General features: G+C 71.9%; 18 protein-coding genes and 1 riboswitch. Of the genes, 11 read left to right on the top strand and 7 right to left on the bottom strand.

Annotated elements, in window-relative coordinates:
• Window positions 1-85: 85 nt before the first annotated feature.
• The gene (gene glgX, locus MCM47_RS30825) at window positions 86-2,302 is read right to left on the bottom strand and encodes a glycogen debranching protein GlgX (protein ID WP_238865143.1); all 2,217 of its coding nucleotides are present in this window, start codon (window positions 2,300-2,302) and stop codon (window positions 86-88) included.
• Between the two features lie 313 nt (window positions 2,303-2,615).
• Between glgX and MCM47_RS30820 the strand changes: the two genes are divergently transcribed.
• From MCM47_RS30820 to MCM47_RS30805, 4 genes are all read left to right on the top strand, one after another.
• Window positions 2,616-3,788 (top strand): Ig-like domain-containing protein, encoded by a 1,173-nt coding sequence (locus tag MCM47_RS30820; RefSeq protein WP_238865141.1) that lies wholly within the window; start codon window positions 2,616-2,618, stop codon window positions 3,786-3,788.
• Between the two features lie 214 nt (window positions 3,789-4,002).
• Window positions 4,003-5,277: an Ig-like domain-containing protein gene (locus MCM47_RS30815; RefSeq protein ID WP_308222519.1), complete on the top strand. Its 1,275-nt coding sequence runs from the start codon at window positions 4,003-4,005 to the stop codon at window positions 5,275-5,277.
• Window positions 5,278-5,467: 190 nt separating this feature from the next.
• Window positions 5,468-6,715, top strand: coding sequence for an Ig-like domain-containing protein (locus tag MCM47_RS30810; RefSeq protein ID WP_238865139.1), 1,248 nt, complete (start codon window positions 5,468-5,470; stop codon window positions 6,713-6,715).
• A gap of 129 nt (window positions 6,716-6,844) precedes the next feature.
• Window positions 6,845-7,390 carry an ATP-binding protein gene (locus MCM47_RS30805; RefSeq protein ID WP_238865137.1) on the top strand — a complete coding sequence of 182 codons (546 nt, stop codon included), beginning with the start codon at window positions 6,845-6,847 and terminating at the stop codon, window positions 7,388-7,390.
• Window positions 7,391-7,834: 444 nt separating this feature from the next.
• Here the strand turns inward: MCM47_RS30805 and MCM47_RS30800 are convergent, their stop codons facing one another.
• Both MCM47_RS30800 and MCM47_RS30795 read right to left on the bottom strand, forming a co-directional pair.
• The gene (locus MCM47_RS30800) at window positions 7,835-8,302 is read right to left on the bottom strand and encodes a MarR family transcriptional regulator (RefSeq protein WP_238865135.1); all 468 of its coding nucleotides are present in this window, start codon (window positions 8,300-8,302) and stop codon (window positions 7,835-7,837) included.
• 221 nt (window positions 8,303-8,523) lie between these two features.
• On the bottom strand, window positions 8,524-9,330 hold the full coding sequence (locus MCM47_RS30795; protein WP_238865134.1) for an alpha/beta fold hydrolase: 807 nt from the start codon (window positions 9,328-9,330) through the stop codon (window positions 8,524-8,526).
• A gap of 120 nt (window positions 9,331-9,450) precedes the next feature.
• Between MCM47_RS30795 and MCM47_RS30790 the strand changes: the two genes are divergently transcribed.
• Entirely contained in the window at window positions 9,451-10,407 is a 957-nt protein-coding gene (locus tag MCM47_RS30790; protein ID WP_238865132.1) for an alpha/beta hydrolase, read from the top strand.
• 117 nt (window positions 10,408-10,524) lie between these two features.
• Here MCM47_RS30790 and MCM47_RS30785 read toward each other — a convergent pair whose 3' ends face one another.
• The 4 genes from MCM47_RS30785 to gcvT all read right to left on the bottom strand — a co-directional run bounded on the left by MCM47_RS30785 (window position 10,525) and on the right by gcvT (window position 14,994).
• The gene (locus MCM47_RS30785) at window positions 10,525-11,892 is read right to left on the bottom strand and encodes an L-serine ammonia-lyase (protein ID WP_238865129.1); all 1,368 of its coding nucleotides are present in this window, start codon (window positions 11,890-11,892) and stop codon (window positions 10,525-10,527) included.
• 167 nt (window positions 11,893-12,059) lie between these two features.
• Window positions 12,060-13,328 (bottom strand): serine hydroxymethyltransferase, encoded by a 1,269-nt coding sequence (glyA, locus tag MCM47_RS30780; protein WP_238865127.1) that lies wholly within the window; start codon window positions 13,326-13,328, stop codon window positions 12,060-12,062.
• A gap of 85 nt (window positions 13,329-13,413) precedes the next feature.
• Window positions 13,414-13,794, bottom strand: a complete 381-nt coding sequence (gene gcvH / locus MCM47_RS30775) for a glycine cleavage system protein GcvH (protein ID WP_238865125.1) — start codon at window positions 13,792-13,794, stop codon at window positions 13,414-13,416.
• Between the two features lie 78 nt (window positions 13,795-13,872).
• A complete protein-coding gene (gene gcvT, locus MCM47_RS30770) occupies window positions 13,873-14,994 on the bottom strand; it encodes a glycine cleavage system aminomethyltransferase GcvT (protein WP_238865123.1) in 1,122 nt (373 codons plus the stop codon).
• Between the two features lie 234 nt (window positions 14,995-15,228).
• Window positions 15,229-15,336: riboswitch (glycine riboswitch) on the bottom strand.
• Window positions 15,337-15,485: 149 nt separating this feature from the next.
• Here gcvT and MCM47_RS30765 point away from each other — a divergent pair.
• From MCM47_RS30765 to MCM47_RS30740, 6 genes are all read left to right on the top strand, one after another.
• Window positions 15,486-16,280, top strand: a complete 795-nt coding sequence (locus tag MCM47_RS30765) for an enhanced serine sensitivity protein SseB (protein ID WP_238865121.1) — start codon at window positions 15,486-15,488, stop codon at window positions 16,278-16,280.
• 164 nt (window positions 16,281-16,444) lie between these two features.
• Window positions 16,445-17,377: an enhanced serine sensitivity protein SseB C-terminal domain-containing protein gene (locus MCM47_RS30760; RefSeq protein ID WP_238865119.1), complete on the top strand. Its 933-nt coding sequence runs from the start codon at window positions 16,445-16,447 to the stop codon at window positions 17,375-17,377.
• A gap of 474 nt (window positions 17,378-17,851) precedes the next feature.
• Window positions 17,852-18,841 (top strand): ABC transporter permease, encoded by a 990-nt coding sequence (locus tag MCM47_RS30755; RefSeq protein WP_238865386.1) that lies wholly within the window; start codon window positions 17,852-17,854, stop codon window positions 18,839-18,841.
• Window positions 18,842-18,897: 56 nt separating this feature from the next.
• On the top strand, window positions 18,898-20,670 hold the full coding sequence (locus MCM47_RS30750; RefSeq protein WP_238865117.1) for an ABC transporter substrate-binding protein: 1,773 nt from the start codon (window positions 18,898-18,900) through the stop codon (window positions 20,668-20,670).
• Window positions 20,671-20,769: 99 nt separating this feature from the next.
• Window positions 20,770-21,780, top strand: coding sequence for an ABC transporter permease (locus MCM47_RS30745; protein ID WP_238865115.1), 1,011 nt, complete (start codon window positions 20,770-20,772; stop codon window positions 21,778-21,780).
• Window positions 21,777-22,583 (top strand): ABC transporter ATP-binding protein (locus MCM47_RS30740; protein WP_238865113.1); only part of this gene is annotated, 807 nt, incomplete at its 3' end. The genes MCM47_RS30745 and MCM47_RS30740, both read left to right, overlap by 4 nt.

Raw genomic sequence — 22,583 nt, 5'->3', positions numbered from 1 at the left:
GGTAGGTCGTGACCGCGTCATTTCTCATCCGGTTTTTCGGACCTGTCGACGAGAACCGGCCACCTGCGCGCAGGTGCCGGTCGGCTCACTCCGGCGCGGAGGTGCGCAGCAGCCGCAGGGAACGGCCGAGCAGGGTCACGGCGTCCTGCGGCCGGTGCGCGCGGCTGCCGTTGCCGGTCTCCTCGGCCGCGGTGTCCAGAACCGTTCGGTACCCAGGGTCCGGCGCGGCCCAGGGTTCACCCGGGAGGGTGAAGGCGACCGGACCGGGCCCGGCGTTCATCAGCAGCAGGAAGCTGTCGTCGCGCAGCGGGCGGCCGTACGGGTCGCGCTCCGACATCGCGGCGCCGGAGAGCAGCATGCCCAGGCAGGCGGTCGGGGCGAACCAGTCGGCCTCCGTCATCTCCTTGCCGCGCGGGGTGAACCAGGCCAGGTCGGGCTGGCCGCCGGGCGTCGCGGCCCGGCCGGAGAAGAAGGCCCGCTGCCGCAGCACCGGGTGGGTCCGGCGGAGCCGGACCAGCAGGGCGGTGAGGTCGCGCAGCCCGGCCCAGCGGCGGTCCGCCAGCAGCGACCAGTCCAGCCAGCTGACCTCGTTGTCCTGGCAGTAGGCGTTGTTGTTGCCGCCCTGGGTGCGGCCGAACTCGTCGCCGGCGGTGATCATCGGGACGCCGGTGGAGAGCAGCAGGGTGGCCATCAGGTTGCGCAGCTGGCGCAGCCGCAGGGCGTTGACGCCCGGGTCCGCGGTCTCGCCCTCGGCGCCGTGGTTCCAGGAGCGGTTGTCGTCGGTGCCGTCCCGGTTGGCCTCGCCGTTGGCCTCGTTGTGCTTGCGGTCGTAGGAGACCAGGTCGCGCAGGGTGAAGCCGTCGTGCGCGGTGACGAAGTTGACCGAGGCGTAGGGGCGGCGGCCGCCGCGCTGGTAGAGGTCGGAGGAGCCGGAGAGCCGGTAGCCGAGCTCGCGCACGTCCGGGCGGGCGCCGCGCCAGAAGTCCCGGACCGTGTCGCGGTACTTGTCGTTCCACTCGGCCCACAGCGGCGGGAAGCCGCCCACCCGGTAGCCGCCCGCGCCGACGTCCCACGGCTCGGCGATCAGCTTGACCCGGCTGAGCACCGGGTCCTGCGAGACCGCGGCGAGGAACGGGTGGTCCATCTCGACGGCGTCGCTGCCGCGGGCGAGCGCGGCGGCGAGGTCGAAGCGGAAGCCGTCCACGCCCATCTCGGTGACCCAGTACCGCAGCGAGTCGGTGATCAGCCGGACGACCTGCGGGCGGCGGGTGTCCAGGGTGTTGCCGCAGCCGGTGTAGTCGGCGTAGCCGCGCGGGCGGTTGAGCGGCAGCCGGTAGTAGCCGGCGTTGTCGATGCCGCGCAGCGAGAGGCTGGGGCCGAGCTCGCCGGCCTCGGCGGTGTGGTTGTAGACCACGTCGAGGATCACCTCGATGCCGGCGGCGTGCAGCGCGCGGACCATCCGCTTGAACTCGCCGACCTGGCCGCCGCGGCTGCCCGAGGCCGAGTAGCCGGCGTGCGGGGCGAAGTAGCCCACGGTGTTGTAGCCCCAGTAGTTGACCAGTCCGCGGGACTGCAGGTGGTCCTCGCTGGCGTACTGGTGGACCGGCAGCAGCTCGACGGCGGTGACGCCGAGGCCGGTCAGGTGTTCGACGGCGGCGGGGTGGGCGAGGCCCGCGTAGGTGCCGCGCAGCTCGGGCGGGACGCCGGGGTGGCGCATGGTGAAGCCGCGCACGTGCAGCTCGTACAGGACGGTCTCGGCCCACGGGATCTTGGGGCGCTGGTCGTCGTACCAGTCGTCGTCGTCGTGGACCACCACGGATCTGGGCACGTACCGGGCCGAGTCGCGGTTGTCCCGGACGGTGTCGGCGACGTCGGCCTCGGGCCAGTTGCGGACGGCGGCGCAGACCGCGTCGTGCGCGGTGTAACAGCCGTCGACGGCGCGGGCGTACGGGTCGAGCAGCAGTTTGGCGGGGTTCCAGCGGGCGCCGGTCCACGGGTCCCAGCGGCCGTGGACGCGGAAACCGTACCGGGTGCCGGGCAGCACGCCGGGCAGGAAGCCGTGCCAGATCTGGAAGTCCTGCTCGGTGAGCCGGTGTCTGGTCTCCCGGCCGTCCTCGTCGAACAGACAGAGGTCGACGGCCTCGGCGCCGGCCGCCCAGAGCGCGAAGTTGGTGCCCTGCCGCCCCCGCGCGTCGGTCCTGAACCGGGCGCCGAGCGGCTGCCAGCTGCCGGGCCACGGCGGCTCGGCGGTGGCCCCGCCGTGCGACCGCACCCCGGCTTCCAGCTCCTGCCCTGACGCCATGGCCGTGCCCTCCCTGCATCGGGGTGTCCCGGACCCCGTTCACCTTCTCCTTCCCTGATCCAGCTGACCGGAAGCCCGCTGAACGGAGGCTTACCGGCGGATGGCCCCGAGGAGGAGCGACCCGGAGGGCGCGGGCGGCGCGGGCGCGGGGCATACCGCACCACCGGGGGCCGCGGGGCCGGGCCCGCCGCGTGTCCTGCCGGGACCGTCCTCGTTGTCCGGGCATCGGACGGAAGCGGGGGGAGGCCCCGGAATGCGGCCCCGAGGACGGGTTTGGGCACGGCGTGCGGGGGCGCTTGCCTGGTGCCTGGCGATGCTGACCGGGTGCACGGCCGGGGACGGCGGGTCCCCGGGCGACGGCACGCCCGCCGCGAGCGCCACGGAGCCGCCGCCGGCCTCCCGCGCGGCCGTCACCGCGCTGCCCGCCGACGGCGCCCGGGACGTCCCGCCCGAGGGTCCGGTACGGGTCACCGCCGTCGGGGGCCGGCTGGTCTCGGTACGGCTGACGGACGCCAAGGGTGCCGAGGTGGCCGGAACGGTCTCCGAGGACGGCTCGACCTGGATGCCGGACGGCCTGCTCCCGCTCGGGGCCGCCCTCACCCTGGACGCGGAGGCCGAGGACGACCGGGGCCGCAGGGCGGTGCGGCACACCGCGTTCGCGACGGTCGCCCGCGCCCGCACCTTCGTCGCCTTCTTCACCCCGGACGACGGCGCCACGGTCGGCGTCGGCATGCCCGTCTCGCTGCGCTTCAGCCGCCCGATCGCCGACCGTGCGGCGGTGGAGAGGGCGATCGCGGTGACCACCGACCCGCCGGTGGAGGTGGCCGGGCACTGGTTCGGCAACGACCGGCTGGACCTGCGCCCGCAGAAGTACTGGGCGCCCGGCACCAGGGTCGCGGTCGCGTTGCGGCTCAAGGGCGTGCAGGGCGCGCCGGGCGAGTTCGGGACCCAGGCCAAGGAGGTCCGCTTCACCATCGGGCGGGCCCAGGTCTCCACGGTGGACCTGGACGCCCACACCCTGACCGTCCGGGCCGGCCAGGGCGGCAAGGTGGTGCGCACGCTCAAGGTCTCCGGAGGAGACCGGAACCACAGCACCTACCGGGGTGTCCTGGTGGTCTCCGAGAAGCACCGGGTGACCAGGATGAACTCGCAGACGGTCGGTCTGGGTGACGAGTACGACATCAAGGACGTCCCGCACGCGATGCGGCTGACCGCCTCGGGCACGTTCATCCACGGGAACTACTGGGCCGACCCGGAGGTGTTCGGCACCGCCAACACCAGCCACGGCTGCATCGGCCTGGCCGACACCAGGGGCGGGGCGGGCCAGGACACCCCGGCGGGCTGGCTCTTCGAACACACCGTGGTGGGGGACGTGCTGGAGGTGAAGGCCTCCGCGGGTGAGGTCGTCCCGCCGCAGAACGGGCTCAACGGCTGGAACCTCCCCTGGGAGCAGTGGGTGGCGGGCAGCGCGCTCGACAGGCCGTAGCACCCGCGCCACCGCCCGTAGCGCGCCGTCCCGGACGCACTCCCCTTCACGCCGAGTCCATGGCGGGTTCACCTACCTCCCCCCAGGTTTCACTCGTTCGGCTTAGTTATCCTGCATTTGGCGCCGAAGCCCGGCGCAGGTAGATCGCCGGTTCGGTGCAACCCGTCCGGGCACGTGCGCGTCCATCAGGATGGACACCGGGAGGGGAGAGACCGTGAAGCCGGTTAGGGCGGCCGACGCCGCGATACACACCACCACCATCCGCCGCAGCGGCCGGGTGCGCCGCGGAGCGGTGGCACTGGCGATGGGCGGCGTGCTGCTGCTCACAGCGGCCTGCAACGACGGCGGCGACGGCAACAAGAGCGGTGGCGACGCCGCCGCGACCGCGGGGGCGGGCGGCACCGACACCCCGGCGCCCGGTCAGAGCTCGGCCGCGCCGAAGACCTCGGCCGCCGTGCTGACCGTCGAGCCGAAGGACGGCGCGCAGGACGTCGCGCCGACCAACGCGCTGAACGTGTCGGTGGCGGGCGGCACGCTCACCACGGTCGAGGTGACCGACAAGGAGGGCAAGCCGGTCGCCGGGGCGATCTCCGCGGACGGCACCGGGTGGAAGCCCAGCGCCCCGCTCACGGTCGGCATGGCCTACAAGGTGAACGCGCAGGCCAAGGACGCCGAGGGCCTGGTGGCCGCGTCCACGACCTCGTTCACCACGCTGACGCCCGAGAAGAAGGTCTCCACCAACGACAACATCACCGACAACGCCACCTACGGCGTCGGCATGATCGTCTCGGTGGTCTTCAACAAGGACATCAAGAACAAGGACGCCGTGGTCAAGGGGATCTCCTTCGAGACCAGCAACGGCACCGAGGTGAAGGGCCACTGGTTCGGCACCCGCCGGCTGGACTTCCGTCCGTCCGAGTACTGGAAGCCGGGCACCAAGGTCACCATCAAGTACCGCCTGAAGAACGTCGAGGTCGCGCCGGGCGTCTACGGCGACGTGGACAAGGACGAGCCGTTCACCATCGGCCGCTCGCAGGTCTCCACGGCCGACTCGGCCAGCCACCAGATGACGGTGGTCCGGGACGGCCAGAGCCACACCGTGCCGGTGACCCTCGGCGACGAGAAGAACCCGTCCTGGAACGGCGTGATGGTCATCTCCAGCAAGGAGAAGGTCACCCGGATGAACTCGCAGACCGTCGGCCTCGGCGGCGAGTACGACATCCCGGACGTTCCGCACGCGATGCGCCTCACCACCTCCGGCACGTTCGTGCACGGCAACTACTGGGCGAACCCGTTCGGCAAGACCAACGCCAGCCACGGCTGCATCTCGATGCAGGACACCAAGGACGGCAGCGACGCCTCGGTGGCGGGCAAGTTCTTCAACGAGTCGATGATCGGCGACGTGGTCAAGGTCGTGAACTCGAAGGAGAAGACGGTCTCCCCGGACAACGGGCTGAGCGGCTGGAACATCGCCTGGGCCAACTGGTAGGCCGTACCCGGCGCGGCCCCCGGCCAGTCCCGGTTCTGTAACGACCGGCCCGATCCTCACTCGTTGGGGTCGGGCCGGTCGTCGTTCATGGGGTAATTACCGCTCGAATGGCGCAACCTTTCCGTTGGCCGCGGCGTGTATCTGTCGGACCCCGCCGGGACCACGGGCGGGATCGAGGGAGGGATTCGACGTGAGGTCGATACGCAAGGTCATGGCCGCCGGCATTCTCGGCGGCGCGCTGGTGCTGACCAGCGCCTGTAGCGGCGGCGGCAGCGGCAGCGCGGCCAAGGCCGAGCTGGGGGCGGGCGCGGCCGCGGGGGCCGCGTCGACCGCGTCGGCGTCCGCCCCGGGCGGGTCGGCCGCACCGTCCGCCGCCGCCACGCCGAAGGTGTCGGCCGCCGTGGTGGACATCCAGCCGAAGAGCGGCTCGGTGGACGTCGCCCCGAACGGCGCGCTGAAGGTCGCCGTCGCGGGCGGCAGGCTCACCACCGTCAAGGTGAGCGACAAGTCCGGCAAGGAGGTCGCCGGCACCATCGCCGCCGACGGGGGCAGCTGGACCCCGTCCGCAGGCCTCACGGTCGGCACCGCCTACCAGGTGAGCGCGATGGCGGCGGACGCCGACGGCGTGGTCGCCACGGCGGACAGCAGCTTCACCACGCTCACGCCCGACCGGGAGGCGAAGGCCAGCGACAACGTCGACGACAACGCCACCTACGGCGTCGGCATGATCGTTTCGGTGGACTTCGACCGGGACGTCAAGAACAAGGACGCCGTCGCCAAGGGCATCACCTTCGAGACCGACAACGGCACCGTGGTGAAGGGCCACTGGTTCGGCGACCGCCGGCTGGACTTCCGCCCCGAGGAGTACTGGAAGCCGGGCACCAAGGTGACCGTGCACTACCGGCTGAAGAGCGTGGAGATCGCCCCGGGGGTCTACGGGGGCGTGGACCGGGACGAGCCCTTCACGATCGGGCGATCGCAGGTCTCGACGGTTGACGCCAAGACCCACCGGATGACGGTGGTGCGCGACGGACAGTCCTCCGTCATCGACATCACCTCCGGTGCGCCCGACCACCCGACCTGGAACGGCACCATGGTGATCATGTCGAAGGAGGGCGTGGTGCGCATGCAGTCCAGCACCCTGCCCGGCATGACCGGCGCCCCGTACGACCTGCAGGTGCCGCACTCGATGCGGCTGACCACCTCCGGCACGTACATCCACGGCAACTACTGGAGCGACGTGTTCGGCGAGGACAACGTCAGCCACGGCTGCGTCGGCCTGAAGGACGTCAAGGGCGGCGGCGACTCCACGTCGATGGGCAGGTTCTACGACGGCTCGATGGTCGGGGACGTGGTGAAGGTGCAGAATTCCACGCGCGGCCAGGTCGAGCCGGACAACGGTCTGAGCGGTTGGAACCTGGCCTGGAGTGCCTGGTAGGAGGCCGTTCGCGGCAACCCGGGCTTGACGACCCCGGGGTCCGGGTTGCACGCGGCATATGCCGATCGGACGGTGATCGTTTGCTCATTGTCCGTACGCGGCTGCTTGCGTTCCGCAATGATGGGTCGCATGGCGGGTTGGGGCGAAACAGATCAGTCATCACTACCCGGGGCGAGCCTGGTCGCCGACGCGTCGCCGGCGTGCTTCCAGGACGCGCTCGAGGCCCTGGAGCGACTCAGCTCGGAGGAGCTGGAGCAGATGTATTCCGGCAGGCTGTCCGACCAGTCCGAGGCGGGCGAGGTCCGGCTGCCGTCGCGGCCGGAGTCCGGTCCGGTGGCCCGCCGGCTGGTGCTCTCGGTGCTGGAGTCGTGGGAACTGCACCAGCAGTTGGAGGTCGGCGAGCTCCTCACCGGCGAGCTGGTCGCCAACGCGGTGCGGCACGCCGCCGGGCGGACCATCGGCCTGCAGGTGACCCGGAAGCCGGGCTGGCTGCGGGTGGAGGTGCGGGACTCCTCGCGGGCGCTGCCTTGCCTGATCGTGGCCGAGCCGCTGCCACCGACCGACGGCGGCCGGGGGCTCAGGATCGTCGATGACCTCGCGGACCGCTGGGGCGCGGACCTGCTACCGCGCGGCAAGGGCGTCTGGTTCGAGCTGAAGGTGCGCGAGCGGTCCTGACCGGCGGGGCCGGGAGCGCCGGGCCGTCGGGGGAACCGGCGCGGGCGCCGGGGTGCCGGATGTGCCCGGCCCGGAAAACACGCAGGGCCCCCGATGCGCCGGGGTTTCGGCGGCTGGGGGCCCCTGCAGGTCATCGCGCCGGCCAAGGGGGTGCGTGCCGCGCGATGGGCGACGGCCGTGCCAGGTCGGGCCAGCCGTAGTCGGTGCGCCTGCGGCGGGGGGCGCGAGGACGTCTCGCGGGCGCCCGCCGTCGGGCTGCTCCGACTATCGCACGGATCTCAGCATGTGGGCAAACCGGGAATCTTGGATTGCAAGGCTTGTAACCTGGTTCACCTTTGGATTTTGCATAGGTTAACGCCCGAACCTGAGATTATTCATGATCGATGCAAAACCGGCCCGGGCTGACCGGACCGCCGGGCCGGGTGGTTGGGGTTGCGGCAGGCGCTAGGCGAGGCGGCCGCCGACGTTCCGGATCAGCTGGTGCAGCACTCGCACGGTGGTGGCCCAGTCGGCGTCGTCGATGCCCCGGAGGATCCGTTCGCGAACGGCCGGGGCGTGCTCCGCGAGGTCGGCACGGGCGGCTTCGCCCGCCCCGGTGATCCACAGCCGTCCCGCCGCGTCGCTCCTCAGCCAGCCGAGCTCCAGCAGTGCGGCCGCTTCCTCGCCCGGGTCGGCCCCGGGGCCGAGGTGCGCGCGCAGGGCCTGCCGGAGTTCGGGGACGGTCAGGCCGCGCCCGTCGGGGGAGAGGTCCTGCGCGGAGAGGAGGCGCAGCAGCCAGAACTGCGCTTCGGTGAAGCCGAGGTCGGCCCGCCGGGCCCGGATGAATGCCATGAGGGCCGCATGGGCCGCTCCGGTCCAGTACGCGGCGGACTGCGTGGCCGGCTCCGGTTCGGAGAGCTGCTGGTTCGTCATCTGTGTTCCCCCCTGGTTGATCCCTTGCTGCATGGCACGGTAAGACCGGGAGCTCACTCGGAGTCAAGGAATTTACGTGCGGCCACGAGGCGGTGCGGCGCCCGCCGCGGTGCCGGGTGAGCTCGGGTCGCGCGGGGGGAGGGAGGGGGGCGGACGCGCCGGGTCGCTGCGCTGCGGTCGCGGCCGCGCGGGTCGGTCCGTCCTCCGGGCGGGAGGCCGTTTCAGAGGGTGGCGAGGAAGGCGCGGACGGCCCCGGCGAAGGCCTCGGGGGCGGCGGTGTACACCAGGTGGTCGGCGTCCAGCTCGACGGCCGTGGTGCCCGGGCGGCGCTCGACCATGGCGCGGACCTGCTCGGCCGGGATCACGCCCCTGGTCCCGTGGACCAGCAGGGCGGGGCAGCCGGTGGCGGTCCAGTCGGCCCAGTGGTCGCCGTGCACCGCGTCCTCGGACCGGTACATCTCCTGCGGGTGGAAGGGCAGTCGCCAGCTGCCGTCGGCGTTCTGCCTCAGGCGGTCGGCGAAGTAGGGCGCGGCAGGGCCGAGGCCGGCGACGAGGGCCTCGCGGGTGGGGGCGTTGTACGGGAGGTTCAGCAGGAAGCCGAAGGGGTTCGAGCCGTCCAGGCCGAGTGCGGCCGGGCCCTCGGCGTTGACCAGGGCGCTGACCCGCTCGGGGTGGCGGGCGGCGAACTGGTAGGCGTTGACGGCGCCGAGCGAGTGGCCGAGCAGGACGGCCCGCTCCAGGCCCAGGTGGTCCAGGAGGGCTGTGAGGTCGGCGAGGTAGCCCTCGCGGGAGTAGTCGGCGGTGCGGTCGGACTCGCCCTGGCCGCGCTGGTCCGGGGCGACGACCCGCCACTCGGGGCCGAGGGCCCGGGCGAGGTCGGCGAAGGTGGCGCCCTCGGAGAGGTGGCCGTGCAGGGCGACCAGCGGGCGGCCGGTGCCCCCGAAGTCCAGGTAGGAGAGCCGGCGGCCGTCGATCAGCAGCTCGGAGCGGACGGCGGTCGCGGTGGTCGGGTCGGTGGCGGCGTTCATCGTGGTTCCCCCTCGTGTGGTTGACGAGTAGAACCATAGCCCGGGGTTGAACATATGTGCAAGACATTTGTGTTAGACGACCGTCCATATCTCGGGCCGGGGGCGGGCTAGCATGCGGCCGTGGGGATCACTGAGCAGCAGCTGCCGCCCGCCGGGCTCGCCGACGCCGGACTGACCGCCTTCGTCGAGGCCGTCCGCCGCGATGCCGGGCCGACGGTGCGGGAGGCGGGCGCGGACGCGGTGCGAGAGGCTCAGCGGCTCCGGGTGCGGAGCCGCCCGGTGGGGCCGGCGGTCGCGGAGGTCCGGGACACGGTGGCGGGTCGCCGCGGGCTGCCCGTCCGCCTCTACCGGTCCGCGCCCGACCCGCGCGGGGTGGTGGTGTTCCTGCACGGGGGCATGTGGACCATCGGAGACCTGGACTCGCACGACCGGCTCTGCCGCCGGCTGGCCCTGGCCACCGGTGCGGCGGTGGCGGCCGTCGACTACCGCCGCGCGCCGGAGCACCCCGCGCCGGCCGCGGTGGACGACGCGGTGGACGCCGTCCGGTGGGCCGCCGCCGGGCTGGTCCGGGGCGGCGAGCCGCTGATCGTCATGGGCGACAGCGCCGGTGGGCACCTCGCCGCGCTGGCCTGCCTGCGCCTGCGGGACGAGGGTGGCCCGCTCCCGCAGGGCCAGGTGCTCGCCTATCCCAACACCGACCTCACCCTCTCCCACCCCAGCGTGCGGGAGAAGGGCACCGGCTGGGGGCTCTCCGCCGACGACCTGGCCTGGGGTGTCGAGGGGTGGGTGCCGGACCCGGCACTGCGCGCCGATCCGTCGGTCAGCCCGCTGCACGCCGCCGACCACTCGGGACTGCCGCCCGCGGTCGTGGTCACCGCCGAGCACGATCCGCTGCGCGACGAGGGCGACGCCTACGCCAGGGTACTGGCGGCCGCGGGCGTGCCGGTGGTGCACCGTCGGGAGCCGGGTCTGGTGCACGGCTTCCTCACCATGGACACCCTCTCCCCGGCGGCCGCCGCCCGGGGCGACCGCCTGTTCGCGGACGTGGCCGAGCTGATCGCCGGGGCCGGAGCCTGAGCCGGGGCCGGCACCCGGCGGGAGGCGCCGACCGCACGCCCGAGCCCCCGGGCGCGTGGGCGCTCCGGGGGCCCGGGCCGGGGAGTACGGGTGCGGGGCCGGGTAAGGCCGCCGGCGTCAGCACTCGATGACGTTCACGGCGAGGCCGCCGCGCGAGGTCTCCTTGTACTTGATCTTCATGTCCGCGCCGGTCTCCTTCATGGTCTTGATCGCCTTGTCGAGGGAGACGTGGTGCCGGCCGTCGCCGCGCAGCGCCATCCGGGCCGCGGTGACGGCCTTCACGGACGCCATGCCGTTGCGCTCGATGCAGGGGATCTGGACCAGGCCGCCGACCGGGTCGCAGGTGAGGCCGAGGTTGTGCTCGATGCCGATCTCGGCGGCGTTCTCGACCTGCTCGGGGCTGCCGCCGAGGACCTCGGCGAGGCCGCCGGCCGCCATCGAGCAGGCGGAGCCCACCTCGCCCTGGCAGCCGACCTCGGCGCCGGAGATGGAGGCGTTCTCCTTGAAGAGCATGCCGATCGCACCGGCCGAGAGGAGGAAGCGGACGATGCCGTCCTCGTCGGCGCCCGGGATGAAGTTCAGGTAGTAGTGCAGAACCGCGGGGATGATCCCGGCCGCGCCGTTGGTCGGCGCGGTGACCACCCGGCGGCCGGAGGCGTTCTCCTCGTTCACCGCCATCGCGTAGAGGGTCACCCACTCCATCGCGTTGGCCGGACCGATGCCCTCGGCGCGCAGTGCGCGGGCGGCCGCGGCGGCCCGGCGGCGGACCTTGAGGCCGCCGGGAAGGATGCCCTCGCGGGACATGCCGGCCCGGACGCACTCCTGCATCACGCGCCAGATCTCCAGCAGGCCGGCCCGGATCTCCTCCTCGGTCCGCCAGGCCTTCTCGTTCTCCAGCATCAGGCCGGAGATGGACAGACCGGTCTCCCGGGTGAGGCGCAGCAGCTCCTCGCCGGTGCGGAAGGGGTAGCGGAGCACGGTGTCGTCGGGCTTGACCCGCTCCGCGCCGATGGCGTCCTCGTCGACCACGAAGCCGCCGCCGACCGAGTAGTAGGTCTTCTCCAGCAGGGTGGAGCCGTCGGCGGCGAAGGCCCACAGGGTCATGCCGTTGGCGTGGTACGGGAGGGAACGGCGCCGGTGCAGGACCAGCTGGGTGTCCGGGTCGAAGTCGATGGCGTGGCTGCCGAGCAGGTGGATCCGCTTCTCGGCGGTGATCCGCTCGACGTCCCGGTCGGCCTGGTCGACGTCGACGGTGCGGGGGGAGTTGTTCTCCAGGCCCAGCAGCACCGCCTTGGGGGTGCCGTGGCCGTGCCCGGTGGCGCCGAGCGAGCCGAACAGCTCGGCACGCACGCCCGACACGTCCGTCAGCAGGCCCTCCGACTTCAGGCGGCGGGCGAACATCCGGGCGGCGCGCATCGGGCCGACGGTGTGGGAGCTCGACGGGCCGATGCCGATGGAGAAGAGGTCGAAGACGCTGATGGCCACGGAGGACGTCCTTGTCTGGTCTCGTGGAAGGACAGGCAGGCGGGGGCTGGCGGGCGGGGGCCGACACGGGACGGGGCACCGCGCGCACTGTCCAGTGTGCGCGGTGCCCCGGAAACTGCGGGTTTCGCGGCGGGGTGAGGCCGGTCACCCGGGCCCGAACGGTCGGGTCAGAGGTTGGGGTACAGCGGGTACTTCTCGGCGAGGGCGGTGACCCGGGCCTTCAGCGCGGCGGCGACGGTCTCGTCGAAGGCCGGCTTCAGGGCCTCGGCGATGATGTCGGCGACCTCGCGGAAGTCCTCGGCCTGGAAGCCGCGGGTGGCGAGCGCCGGGGTGCCGATCCGCAGGCCGGAGGTGACCATCGGCGGCCGCGGGTCGTTCGGGATGGCGTTGCGGTTGACCGTGATGCCGACCTCGTGCAGGCGGTCCTCGGCCTGCTGGCCGTCGAGCTGGCTGTTGCGCAGGTCGACCAGGACCAGGTGCACGTCGGTGCCGCCGGAGAGCACCGAGGCGCCGGCCTCGGCGACGTCCGCCTGGAGCAGGCGCTCGGCGAGGATGCGGGCGCCGTCCAGGGTGCGCTGCTGGCGCTCCTTGAACTCCTCCGAGGCGGCGACCTTGAAGGCGACCGCCTTGCCGGCGATCACGTGCTCCAGCGGACCGCCCTGCTGGCCCGGGAAGACCGCGGAGTTGATCTTCTTGGCCCACTCGGCCTTGGAGAGGATGACGCCGCCGCGCGGGCCGCCCAGGGTCTTGTGGGTGGTCGTGGTGACCACGTCCGCGAACGGCACCGGGTTGGGGTGCAGGCCCGCGGCGACCAGGCCGGCGAAGTGCGCCATGTCGACCATCAGCAGGGCGCCGACCTCGTCCGCGATGCGGCGGAACTCGGCGAAGTCCAGCTGGCGCGGGTAGGCGGACCAGCCGGCGATGATCAGCTTCGGCTGGTGCTCCTTGGCGAGGCGCTCGACCTCGGCCATGTCGACCTGGCCGGACTTCTCGTCCACGTGGTACGCGGCCACGTTGTAGAGCTTGCCGGAGAAGTTGATCTTCATGCCGTGGGTCAGGTGACCGCCGTGGGCCAGGCTCAGGCCCAGGATGGTGTCGCCCGGCTGGATCAGGGCGAACATGGCGGCGGCGTTCGCCTGCGCGCCGGAGTGCGGCTGGACGTTGGCGTGCTCGGCGCCGAACAGGGCCTTGATCCGGTCGATCGCGATCTGCTCGACGACGTCGACGTGCTCGCAGCCGCCGTAGTAGCGGCGGCCGGGGTAGCCCTCGGCGTACTTGTTGGTCAGCACCGAGCCCTGGGCCTCCATGACCGCCACCGGGGCGAAGTTCTCGGAGGCGATCATTTCCAGGGTGGTCTGCTGGCGGTGCAGCTCGGCGTCGACCGCGGCGGCGATCTCCGGGTCGAGGTCGTGCAGGGACTGGTTGAGAACCGTCATGGTGTGGTCTTCCCGGGAGGAGGGAGTACGGGAGGGCGGGCCGACGCCGGGGCGGCCGCGGTGCGGCGCCCGCCCCGGCGGGGGGTCAGGCCTGCGGGTTGGTCAGCGCGTCGTACTCGGCGGCGCTCAGCAGCTCGTCGGTGGCCTCGACGCGGACCTTGAACAGCCAGCCGCCCTCGAACGGGGCGCTGTTGACCAGCGAGTTGTCGTCCAGGACGTCCTGGTTGACCTCGGTGACCTCACCGGTGACCGGGGAGTACAGGTCGCTGACCGACTTGGTCGACTCCAGCTCGCCACAGGTCTCACCGGCGGTCACGGTGTCGCCGACCTCGGGCAGCTGCACGTAGACGATGTCACCGAGCGCGTCGGCCGCGTGCGCGGTGATGCCGACCGTGGAGACACCGTCCTCGGCGGCGGTCAGCCACTCGTGCTCCTTGGTGTACTGCAGGTGCTGGGGGTTGCTCATGGCGTCATTCTCCAGGATGGGAAGCGGGTACGACGAAGCGGCCCGTCGGGCGGACGCGCCTCGGGAAGGGGGGAGGGGTCAGCGAGCGCGCTTGTAGAAGGGCAGCGCCACGACCTGGACCGGCTCGTGCTTGCCGCGCACGTCCACCGCGACGGTGGTGCCGGGGGCGGCGTGGGCCGCGTCCACGTACGCGATCGCGATCGGCTTGCCCAGGGTGGGGGAGGGGGCGCCGGAGGTGATCCGGCCGATCGGCTCGCCCTCGGTGGAGACCACGGTGTACTCGGCGCGCGGCACCCGCTTGCCCTCGGAGACCAGGCCGACCAGGACCCGCGGCGGGTTGGCCTCGGCCTCGGCGGCGGCCCTCTCCAGCGCCTTCCGGCCGACGAACGCGCCCTCGTTGGTGGTCTTGTCGAAGCGGACCACCCGGCCGAGGCCGGCGTCGAACGGGGTCAGCTCGGTGGAGAGCTCGTGCCCGTACAGCGGCATGCCGGCCTCCAGGCGCAGCGTGTCGCGGCAGGACAGGCCGCAGGGGACGAGGCCGCGGTCGGCGCCGGCCTCGGTCAGGGCGTTCCAGATCTGCTCGGCGTCGCCCGGGTTGCAGAAGATCTCGAAGCCGTCCTCGCCGGTGTAGCCGGTGCGGGCCAGAAGCACGTCGCGGCCGGCGACCTGGGCCGGGAGGATGGCGTAGTACTTGAGGCCGGGCAGGTCGGCCTCGGTGGTGGCGGCCAGGATGCCGGTGGCCTCCGGGCCCTGGACGGCGATCAGCGCGTAGGTGTCGCGGTCGTCGGTGACGACGGCGTCGTAGCCCTTGGCGCGGGCGATCAGCTCGTCCAGCACCAGCTGGGCGTTGGAGGCGTTGGCGACGACGAGGAAGGCGTCCTCGCGCAGGCGGTAGACGATCAGGTCGTCCAGGATGCCGCCGTCCTCGGCGCAGATCATGGTGTAGCGGGCGCGGAGCACGCCGAGCGCGGAGACGAAGCCGACCAGCGCGTGGTCCAGCATCTCGCCGGCCTGCGGGCCGGTGACGGTGATCTCGCCCATGTGGGAGAGGTCGAAGAGACCGGCCTTGGTGCGGACGGCGAGGTGCTCCTCGCGCTCGCTGCCGTAGCGCAGCGGCATGTCCCAGCCGGCGAAGTCGGTCATGGTGGCGCCGAGACGGCGGTGCAGCGCGTCGAGCGCGGTGAGGCGGAGGGACGACATGGCCTGGAACTCCTCGGTCTGGGCACTCAGGGGTGCGCACGCCGGACCGGACCCGCTCGGGGAGGGACCTGACCTGCGCGCGGGCATGCGGCGGCTGGGTCTCCCCATCTGTCGTCGAACCTGAGAGCTTCACCGCAACACGGGCCCGCAGCTGTTTCCAGCTAACAGGACAGCATGGCGGCTTGCACCGTGGGTGGGCGCGCGACAGGGCCGTGCGCCGCTTTCCAGATCTGCCTAACCCGTGCGGTAGGGGGGCCTGAGAGATTCCGGGGAGGACTTGCTCCTTCGGCGCCGGCTGTGCCGCCCCTCGGGGGGCACTCCGGACTCTCCCGCGCGGGTTCGAGCGGCCGGTATGGAGTTTGGGATCGGCCTCCGCGGGAACGCGTAGCCGCGCACATCATGGCACGTCCCGCGCCCGGGCGGGAGAGGGGCCCCGGTCGGCCCGCTAGGCTGCACGCGTCGACGAGCGAGTGAGGCGGTACTAGGGGCGCATGGGGTACCCGGTGGAGCAGCAGCAGGGGTGGGGCGGCCCGGAGTCGGCGCCGCCGGGCGGGGGATGGCCCGCCAACGAGCTGGAGCAGGTGCTCACCGCCGCGCTCGGCGATCCGGGCGCGACCCCGCGGGTGATCGAGGTGCTGGCCCGCAGCCAGGTGTGGGTCCCGCTGCCGGCCGGGGCCGACCCGCAGGGCCGGGCGCTGGACCTGCCGACCATCGAGCTCGCCGGCGACCCCTACGTACCGGTCTTCTCCTCGCAGGAGGTGTTCCTGCAGCAGGCGCCGGGGATGGCGTTCGCGATCGCGCCGGTCTGGGAGTTCGCCCGCGGGTTGCCGCTGGGCGTGGGCATCGCGGTGAACCCGGAGGCGGCGGTCGGCATCCCGGTGCCGCCGCAGGGCGTGGCGGAGCTGCGGCGCGGGCCGCGGGACGACCGCTGGGAGGCGCCGGACGCGCCGACCGGCGGGCGGGTGGCGCTGCGCGAGCCGGTGCCCGGCGAGGACCCGGAGGCCTTCCTGGCCGCCTGCCGCTCGGAGCTCTCGGCGCTGCCGGGCGTGCTGACCGCCCGGCGCGCGCTGGCCAGCGTCGAGGGCGAGCCGACCGTGATGTTCGTCGGCGTCCAGCTGGACCCGGCGGCCCCGGCCGACCCGGCCGTGGTGAACGGGGCGCTGGGCCGGGCGCTGGGAACCGCGCCGCTGCCCGGTGGCGTCCACCTCGTGCTGCTCGACCTCGCGGAGGACCCCGTGGTCGAGTGGTTGCTCAACCGGGTCCAGCCGTTCTACACACGGATGTGACGCACCCCTCCCCGCCCGCGGTCGGGCGGCCCGCGCGCGGGTCGGAGGGGTCAGGCAGGCACGTCGGCATGGCGGTGGTGGGTGGCGCCCCATAGGGTGCGTGCAGACACTCCGCCGGGCCCGGCGGCCAGGCGAGGGAAGAAGAGGCGCAGCGAGGTGGGCGCATGAGTGCGGGAGCGGTAGCGGGCGGTGCACCGGGGCCCTGGGGCCAGGCACCCGCCGGGCGCCCCGGCGCGGATCCGAGGGCCCTGGAGCACGCCCTGCGCGAGGTCGCGCCGGAGCGCTGGGAGGCGTACGAGGCGCTGCTGCAGGCGCTGGCCGACGGCCAGGTCTGGATGCTGCTCTGGCACGGGACGCCGGGGAGTCCGGACGCTCAGTACGGGAACATGGAGATCAGCGGCCACGGCTACGCGCCGGCGGTCACGTCGCCCGAGCAGCTCGCGGCCTCCGGCTGGACGCGGGCGCACGAGGTGATCTCCGGGCGCGAGATCGCCGCCTCCCTCTACCGGACCCGCTGGGGCCTCTGGCTGAATCCGCACGCCCCCGGCGGCGGCGTCGGGGTGCCCTGGGCGGACCTGCGGCGGATCGCGGCCGGACTCGACCGGCTGCCGGCCGGGCCGCTGAAGCTGAGTGAGCCCCAGGTGCCGGCGCAGCAGTTCTTCGCGCTGCTGGAGCGCCAGGCGGTCGAGGTGCGGGCGGTCCGCTCGCTCCGCCGGGCCTGGGTGCAGCCCTCGGTGGGGGAGCCGTACCTGGCCATCGGCCTGGACCTGTACGAGAGTTCGCCGCCGACCGTGGAGGCCGTCCGGGCGCTGATGCAGCGGGCGATCGCGGTCGCGCCGGAGGGGCTGGCCGTCTCCACGGTGGCGATGGGGGACGAGTACGACCCGGTGGCGCTCTGGATGCGCGCCAATGCGCGGCCGTTCTACGACCGCGAGGCGGGCGGCCGGCCCGCGACCGGGCCGTACCCGCCGGTGCCCCCGCCGCCGTACCCCTCGCAGGCGGGGCCCGGCTACGCCTACGGGACGCAGCCGCCCGCGCAGGGCTGGCAGGGCCAGCCGCCGCCGCAGCAGCCGTGGCCCGGCTACCCCGGGCGCTGATCCGCAAGACCCATCGCCAGGGCCGGTCTGACGTGACGTCAGGCCGGCCCTCGCGCATATCCGGACGATTCCCGGGAAAGTCCTGGCAGGCATATTGACATGCCTGGTACAGCTGTGTGAAGGGGGATGTGCCGGGGATTCGGGATGTGCATGTCGACAGATCACAGTTGGGCATCTGTCGCTTGGCAGGGCTGGCGCAAGCCAGTTCGGATGGCAGAGAGTTCTGCAACAACGCACCGCGCGTGGTTGGCGCCTCACAAAGGCGAACGCGCAGGCGGACAGCTTGATCCACGCGATGCCCATCCCGCGTGGCGGCAGTACACGCGCACGCAGGACCGCACGACGTACCGCCGAGATCCACCGCACCCGTACCTCCGCATGTCCGTACCTCCGCACGTCCGCACCAGCCGTACCGCCGATCCGGCGACCGGCACCCGTGGGCCGGCCACCGTCGGCGAGGGGACCGAACTGACCATGACCGCACTCACCAAGACCGCCGGGAACGAGCCGGAGGCAGACGCCGCCGCCAGCCCGGCCAAGAAGATCGAGGGCCGCTCGCTCGGCCAGATCGCCTGGACCCGTTTCAAGCGGGACAAGGCCGCCGTCGCCGGCGGCGTCGTGGTGATCCTGCTGATCCTGCTCGCCGTGCTGGCCAAGCCGATCGAGTCGGTCTTCGGCCTGGACCCCGACGCGCTCAACCAGGACCTGCTGGACGCCAACCTCGGCGGCCTGCCGATGGGCGACTGGGGCGGCATGAGCGCCGACCACCCGCTGGGCATCGACCCGCTGCAGGGCCGCGACCTGCTCTCCCGCATCATCGAGGGCTCCTGGGTCTCCCTGCTGGTCGCCTTCGGTGCGACCCTGCTCTCCAACACCATCGGCACCGTGCTCGGCGTGATGGCCGGCTACTACGGCGGCTGGGTGGACACCCTGATCAGCCGGGTGATGGACGTGTTCCTCGCCTTCCCGCTGCTGCTCTTCGCCATCGCGATCTCCGCCTCGCTCCAGGGCGGCGCGTTCGGCCTGCACGGCCTCCCGCTGCACATCATGGTGCTGATCTTCGTGATCGGCTTCTTCAACTGGCCCTACATGGGCCGGATCGTGCGTGGCCAGACCCTCTCGCTGCGCGAGCGCGAGTTCGTCTACGCCGCCCGCAGCCTGGGCGCCCGCGGGCCGTTCATCCTGTTCAAGGAGCTGCTGCCGAACCTGGTCGGTCCGATCCTGGTCTACTCGACCCTGCTGATCCCGACCAACATCCTGTTCGAGGCGGGGCTCAGCTTCCTCGGCGTCGGCATCCAGGCCCCGCAGGCCTCCTGGGGCGGGATGCTCAACGACGCGATCAAGTACTACCAGGTGGACCCGCAGTACATGGTGGTCCCCGGTCTGGCGATCTTCCTCACCGTGCTCGCCTTCAACCTGCTCGGCGACGGGCTGCGTGACGCCCTCGATCCCAAGAGCAACTGACCCAACGTCAGGACCCTTCGTTTCGTCTCCACTTCCTCAAGGGGTTGATCTCACCCATGCGTAGGTCCCGTACCGTCGCGCTGACCGCCGCGGCCGCTGCCGCGGTCCTGGTCGTCACCGGCTGCTCCTCCAGCTCGAAGAGCGGCGACAGCTCCTCCTCCGCGTCCGGCAGCAGCGCCGGTGCCGGTGCCGACGCGGCCACCAAGGGCATCGTCAACGCCTCCGACAAGAAGGGCGGCACCGTCACCTTCGAGATGCGCGGTACGCCGGACTCCCTCGACCCCGGCAACACGTACTACGCGTACATCTACAACTTCTCCCGCCTGTACGCCCGTCCGCTGACCACCTTCCAGCCGGCCGCCGGCGAGGAGGGCAACAAGCTGGTCCCGGACCTCGCCGAGTCCCTGGGCAAGCCCAGCGCGGACGGCCTGTCCTGGACGTACAAGCTGCGCGCGGGCCTGAAGTACGACGACGGCACGCCGATCACCTCCAAGGACGTCAAGTACGCCGTGGAGCGCTCCAACTTCGCGCCGGACGTGAACTCCAACGGCCCGACGTACTTCAAGGAGCTGCTGGTCGACAACGAGACCCCGTACGAGGGTCCGTACAAGGACAAGACCGGCGACCTGAAGTCGATCGAGACGCCGGACGACCTGACCGTCGTCTTCCACCTGAAGCACGCCTTCGCGGACTTCGACTACCTGGTGAGCGCCCCGCAGACCGCGCCGGTCCCGCAGGCCAAGGACACCGGCGCCGACTACGTCAAGCACGTGGTTTCCTCGGGCACCTACAAGTTCGAGAGCTACGAGGACGGCAAGCAGGCCGTCCTGGTGCCGAACACCAACTGGGACAAGAGCACCGACCCGATCCGCAAGCAGCTCGCGGACAAGCTCGTGCTCAAGATGAACATCGACCAGGCCACCGTCGACAAGGACCTGCTGGCGGGCAACGCCCAGGTGGACCTCGTCGGCGCCGGCGTCGACCCGCAGACCCAGGCGCAGATCCTGCGCGACCCGAAGCTCAAGGCCAAGACCGACAACGCCTACGGCGGCCGCCTGGTCTACACCGCGATCAACACCAAGGTCGCGCCGTTCGACAACCTCGACTGCCGCAAGGCCGTCCAGTACGCGATCGACAAGGTGTCGGTGCAGACCGCGCTCGGCGGCCCGATCCGCGGCTCGATCGCCAACACGGTGCTCCCGCCGGACATCCCGGGCCACCAGGACTTCAACCTCTACGAGAGCAAGGACAACAAGGGCGACGAGGCCAAGGCCAAGGAGGCCCTCAAGGCCTGCGGCAAGCCCGACGGCTTCAACACCGTCCTGACCGCCCGCACCGAGCGCGCCACCGAGGTCGCCGCCGCGACCTCGATCCAGGCCGCGCTGAAGAAGGTCGGCATCACCGCCGAGATCCAGCAGTTCCCGCAGGGCAAGTACCTCACCGACAGCGCCGGTGCCCCGCAGTTCACCCAGGACCACAACATCGGTCTGATGATGATGCAGTGGGGTGCCGACTGGCCGACCGGCTACGGCTTCCTGCAGCAGATCGTCGACGGCCGTGCGATCAAGGCCTCCGGCAACAGCAACCTGGCCCAGCTGAACGACCCCGAGGTCAACAAGCTGCTCGACGAGGCGGCGGTCAACCCCGACCGCGCGGCCCGCGAGAAGATCTACGCCCAGATCGACAAGAAGGTCATGGAGCAGGCCGTCTACGTCCCGCTGACGGACTTCAAGGTCTTCCTGTACCGCCCGGACAGCGCCACCAACCTCGCTTCGACGCCGGCCTTCTCGGGTGAGTACGACTACCTGAACATCGGCACCACCAAGTAAGAGCCTGGCTCCGCAATCCCTGAAGGCAGGTGAAGGCAGCGGCGCCCGCCGCCGTCCGGAGGATCCCGGACGGCGGCGGGCCGCCGGAGCCGCCCAACTGTGTTTGCCTACATCATCCGCAGGATCCTCGCGGCCGCGGTGCTGCTGCTGGTGGTCAGCGCGGTCACCTTCGCGATCTTCTTCCTGCTCCCGCGCCTGGCCGGTGAGACGACCGACCAGCTGGCCGCGCAGTACATCGGGAAGAACCCCTCGCCCGACGCGATCGCGGCGGTCAAGAAGAACCTCGGGTTCGACCAGCCGCTGTACTCCCAGTACTGGCACTTCCTGAAGTCGCTGGTCAGCGGCGCCGAGTACAAGTTCGGCCCGGAACCGGCCACCTGCCACGTGCCGTGCTTCGGCTACTCGTTCAAGAACCACCTGGAGGTGTGGCCGGAGCTGACCAAGCGCGTCCCGGTCACCATCTCGCTCGCCATCGGCGCGGCGGTGCTCTGGCTGCTCTCCGGCGTCACCACCGGTGTCATCTCCGCGCTCAAGCCGAAGTCGATCTTCGACCGGCTCTCCATGGGCGTCGCGCTGGCCGGCGTCTCGCTGCCGGTCTTCTTCACCGGCGCGCTGCTGCTCACGCTCTTCAGCTACGAGTGGCCGATCCTGGACAACCTGCAGTACGTCAACTTCACCGACGACCCGCTGATGTGGGCCCGCAACCTGATCCTCCCGTGGATCTCGCTGGCCTTCCTCTACTCCGCGCTCTACGCCCGGCTCACCCGGGCCGGAATGCTGGAGACGATGAGCGAGGACTACATCCGCACCGCCCGGGCCAAGGGCCTGATCGAGCGCAAGGTCGTCGTCAAGCACGGGCTGCGCTCCGCGCTCACGCCGATCGTCACCATCTTCGGCATGGACCTCGGTCTGCTGCTCGGTGGCGCGATGATCACCGAGCAGGTCTTCTCGCTCCAGGGCGTCGGCTTCTTCGCGGTCTCCGCGATCACCGACAACGACCTGCCGAAGATCCTTGGCGTCACGCTGCTCGCCGCCTTCTTCATCGTCCTCTGCAACCTCGTGGTTGACCTCCTGTACGCCGCTGTCGACCCCCGGGTGAGGCTGTCGTGACCGAGCTCCAGAAGACCCCGGCGGACGCCGCGCAGGCCCCGGCCGGCGCGGCGCAGGCCCCGACCGGGACGCCGTTCCTCTCCGTCCGGGACCTGCGGATCCACTTCGACACCGACGACGGCCTGGTCCGCTCGGTCGACGGGGTCAGCTTCGACCTGCACAAGGGCCGGACCCTCGGCATCGTCGGCGAGTCCGGCTCGGGCAAGTCCGTGACCTCGCTCGGCATCATGGGCCTGCACCGCTCCAAGCGGGCCCGGATCAGCGGCGAGATCCACCTCGACGGCGAGGAGCTGATCGCGGCCGGCCCCGACCGGGTCCGCCAGCTGCGCGGCCGCTCGATGGCGATGATCTTCCAGGACCCGCTGACCGCGATGCACCCCTACTACACGGTCGGGGCGCAGATCGTCGAGGCCTACCGGGTGCACCACCCCGAGGCGAGCAAGAAGCAGGCCCGGGCCCGCGCGGTCGAGATGCTCGACCGGGTCGGCATCCCGCAGCCCGACCGCCGGGTGGACGACTACCCGCACCAGTTCTCCGGCGGCATGCGCCAGCGCGCCATGATCGCCATGGCCCTGGTCAACGACCCCTCGCTGCTGATCGCCGACGAGCCCACCACCGCCCTGGACGTCACCGTCCAGGCGCAGATCCTGGACCTCATCCGGGACCTCCAGGAGGAGTTCGGCTCGGCCGTCATCATCATCACCCACGACCTCGGGGTGGTCGCCGAGCTCGCCGACGACATCCTGGTCATGTACGGCGGCAAGTGCGTCGAGCGCGGCCCCGCCGACACCCTGTTCGACGCC

The sequence above is a fragment of the Kitasatospora sp. A2-31 genome, from assembly GCF_022288725.1.
In the GTDB taxonomy this organism is placed as follows: Bacteria; Actinomycetota; Actinomycetes; order Streptomycetales; family Streptomycetaceae; genus Kitasatospora.
This window is presented reverse-complemented; position numbering and strand designations above follow the sequence as displayed.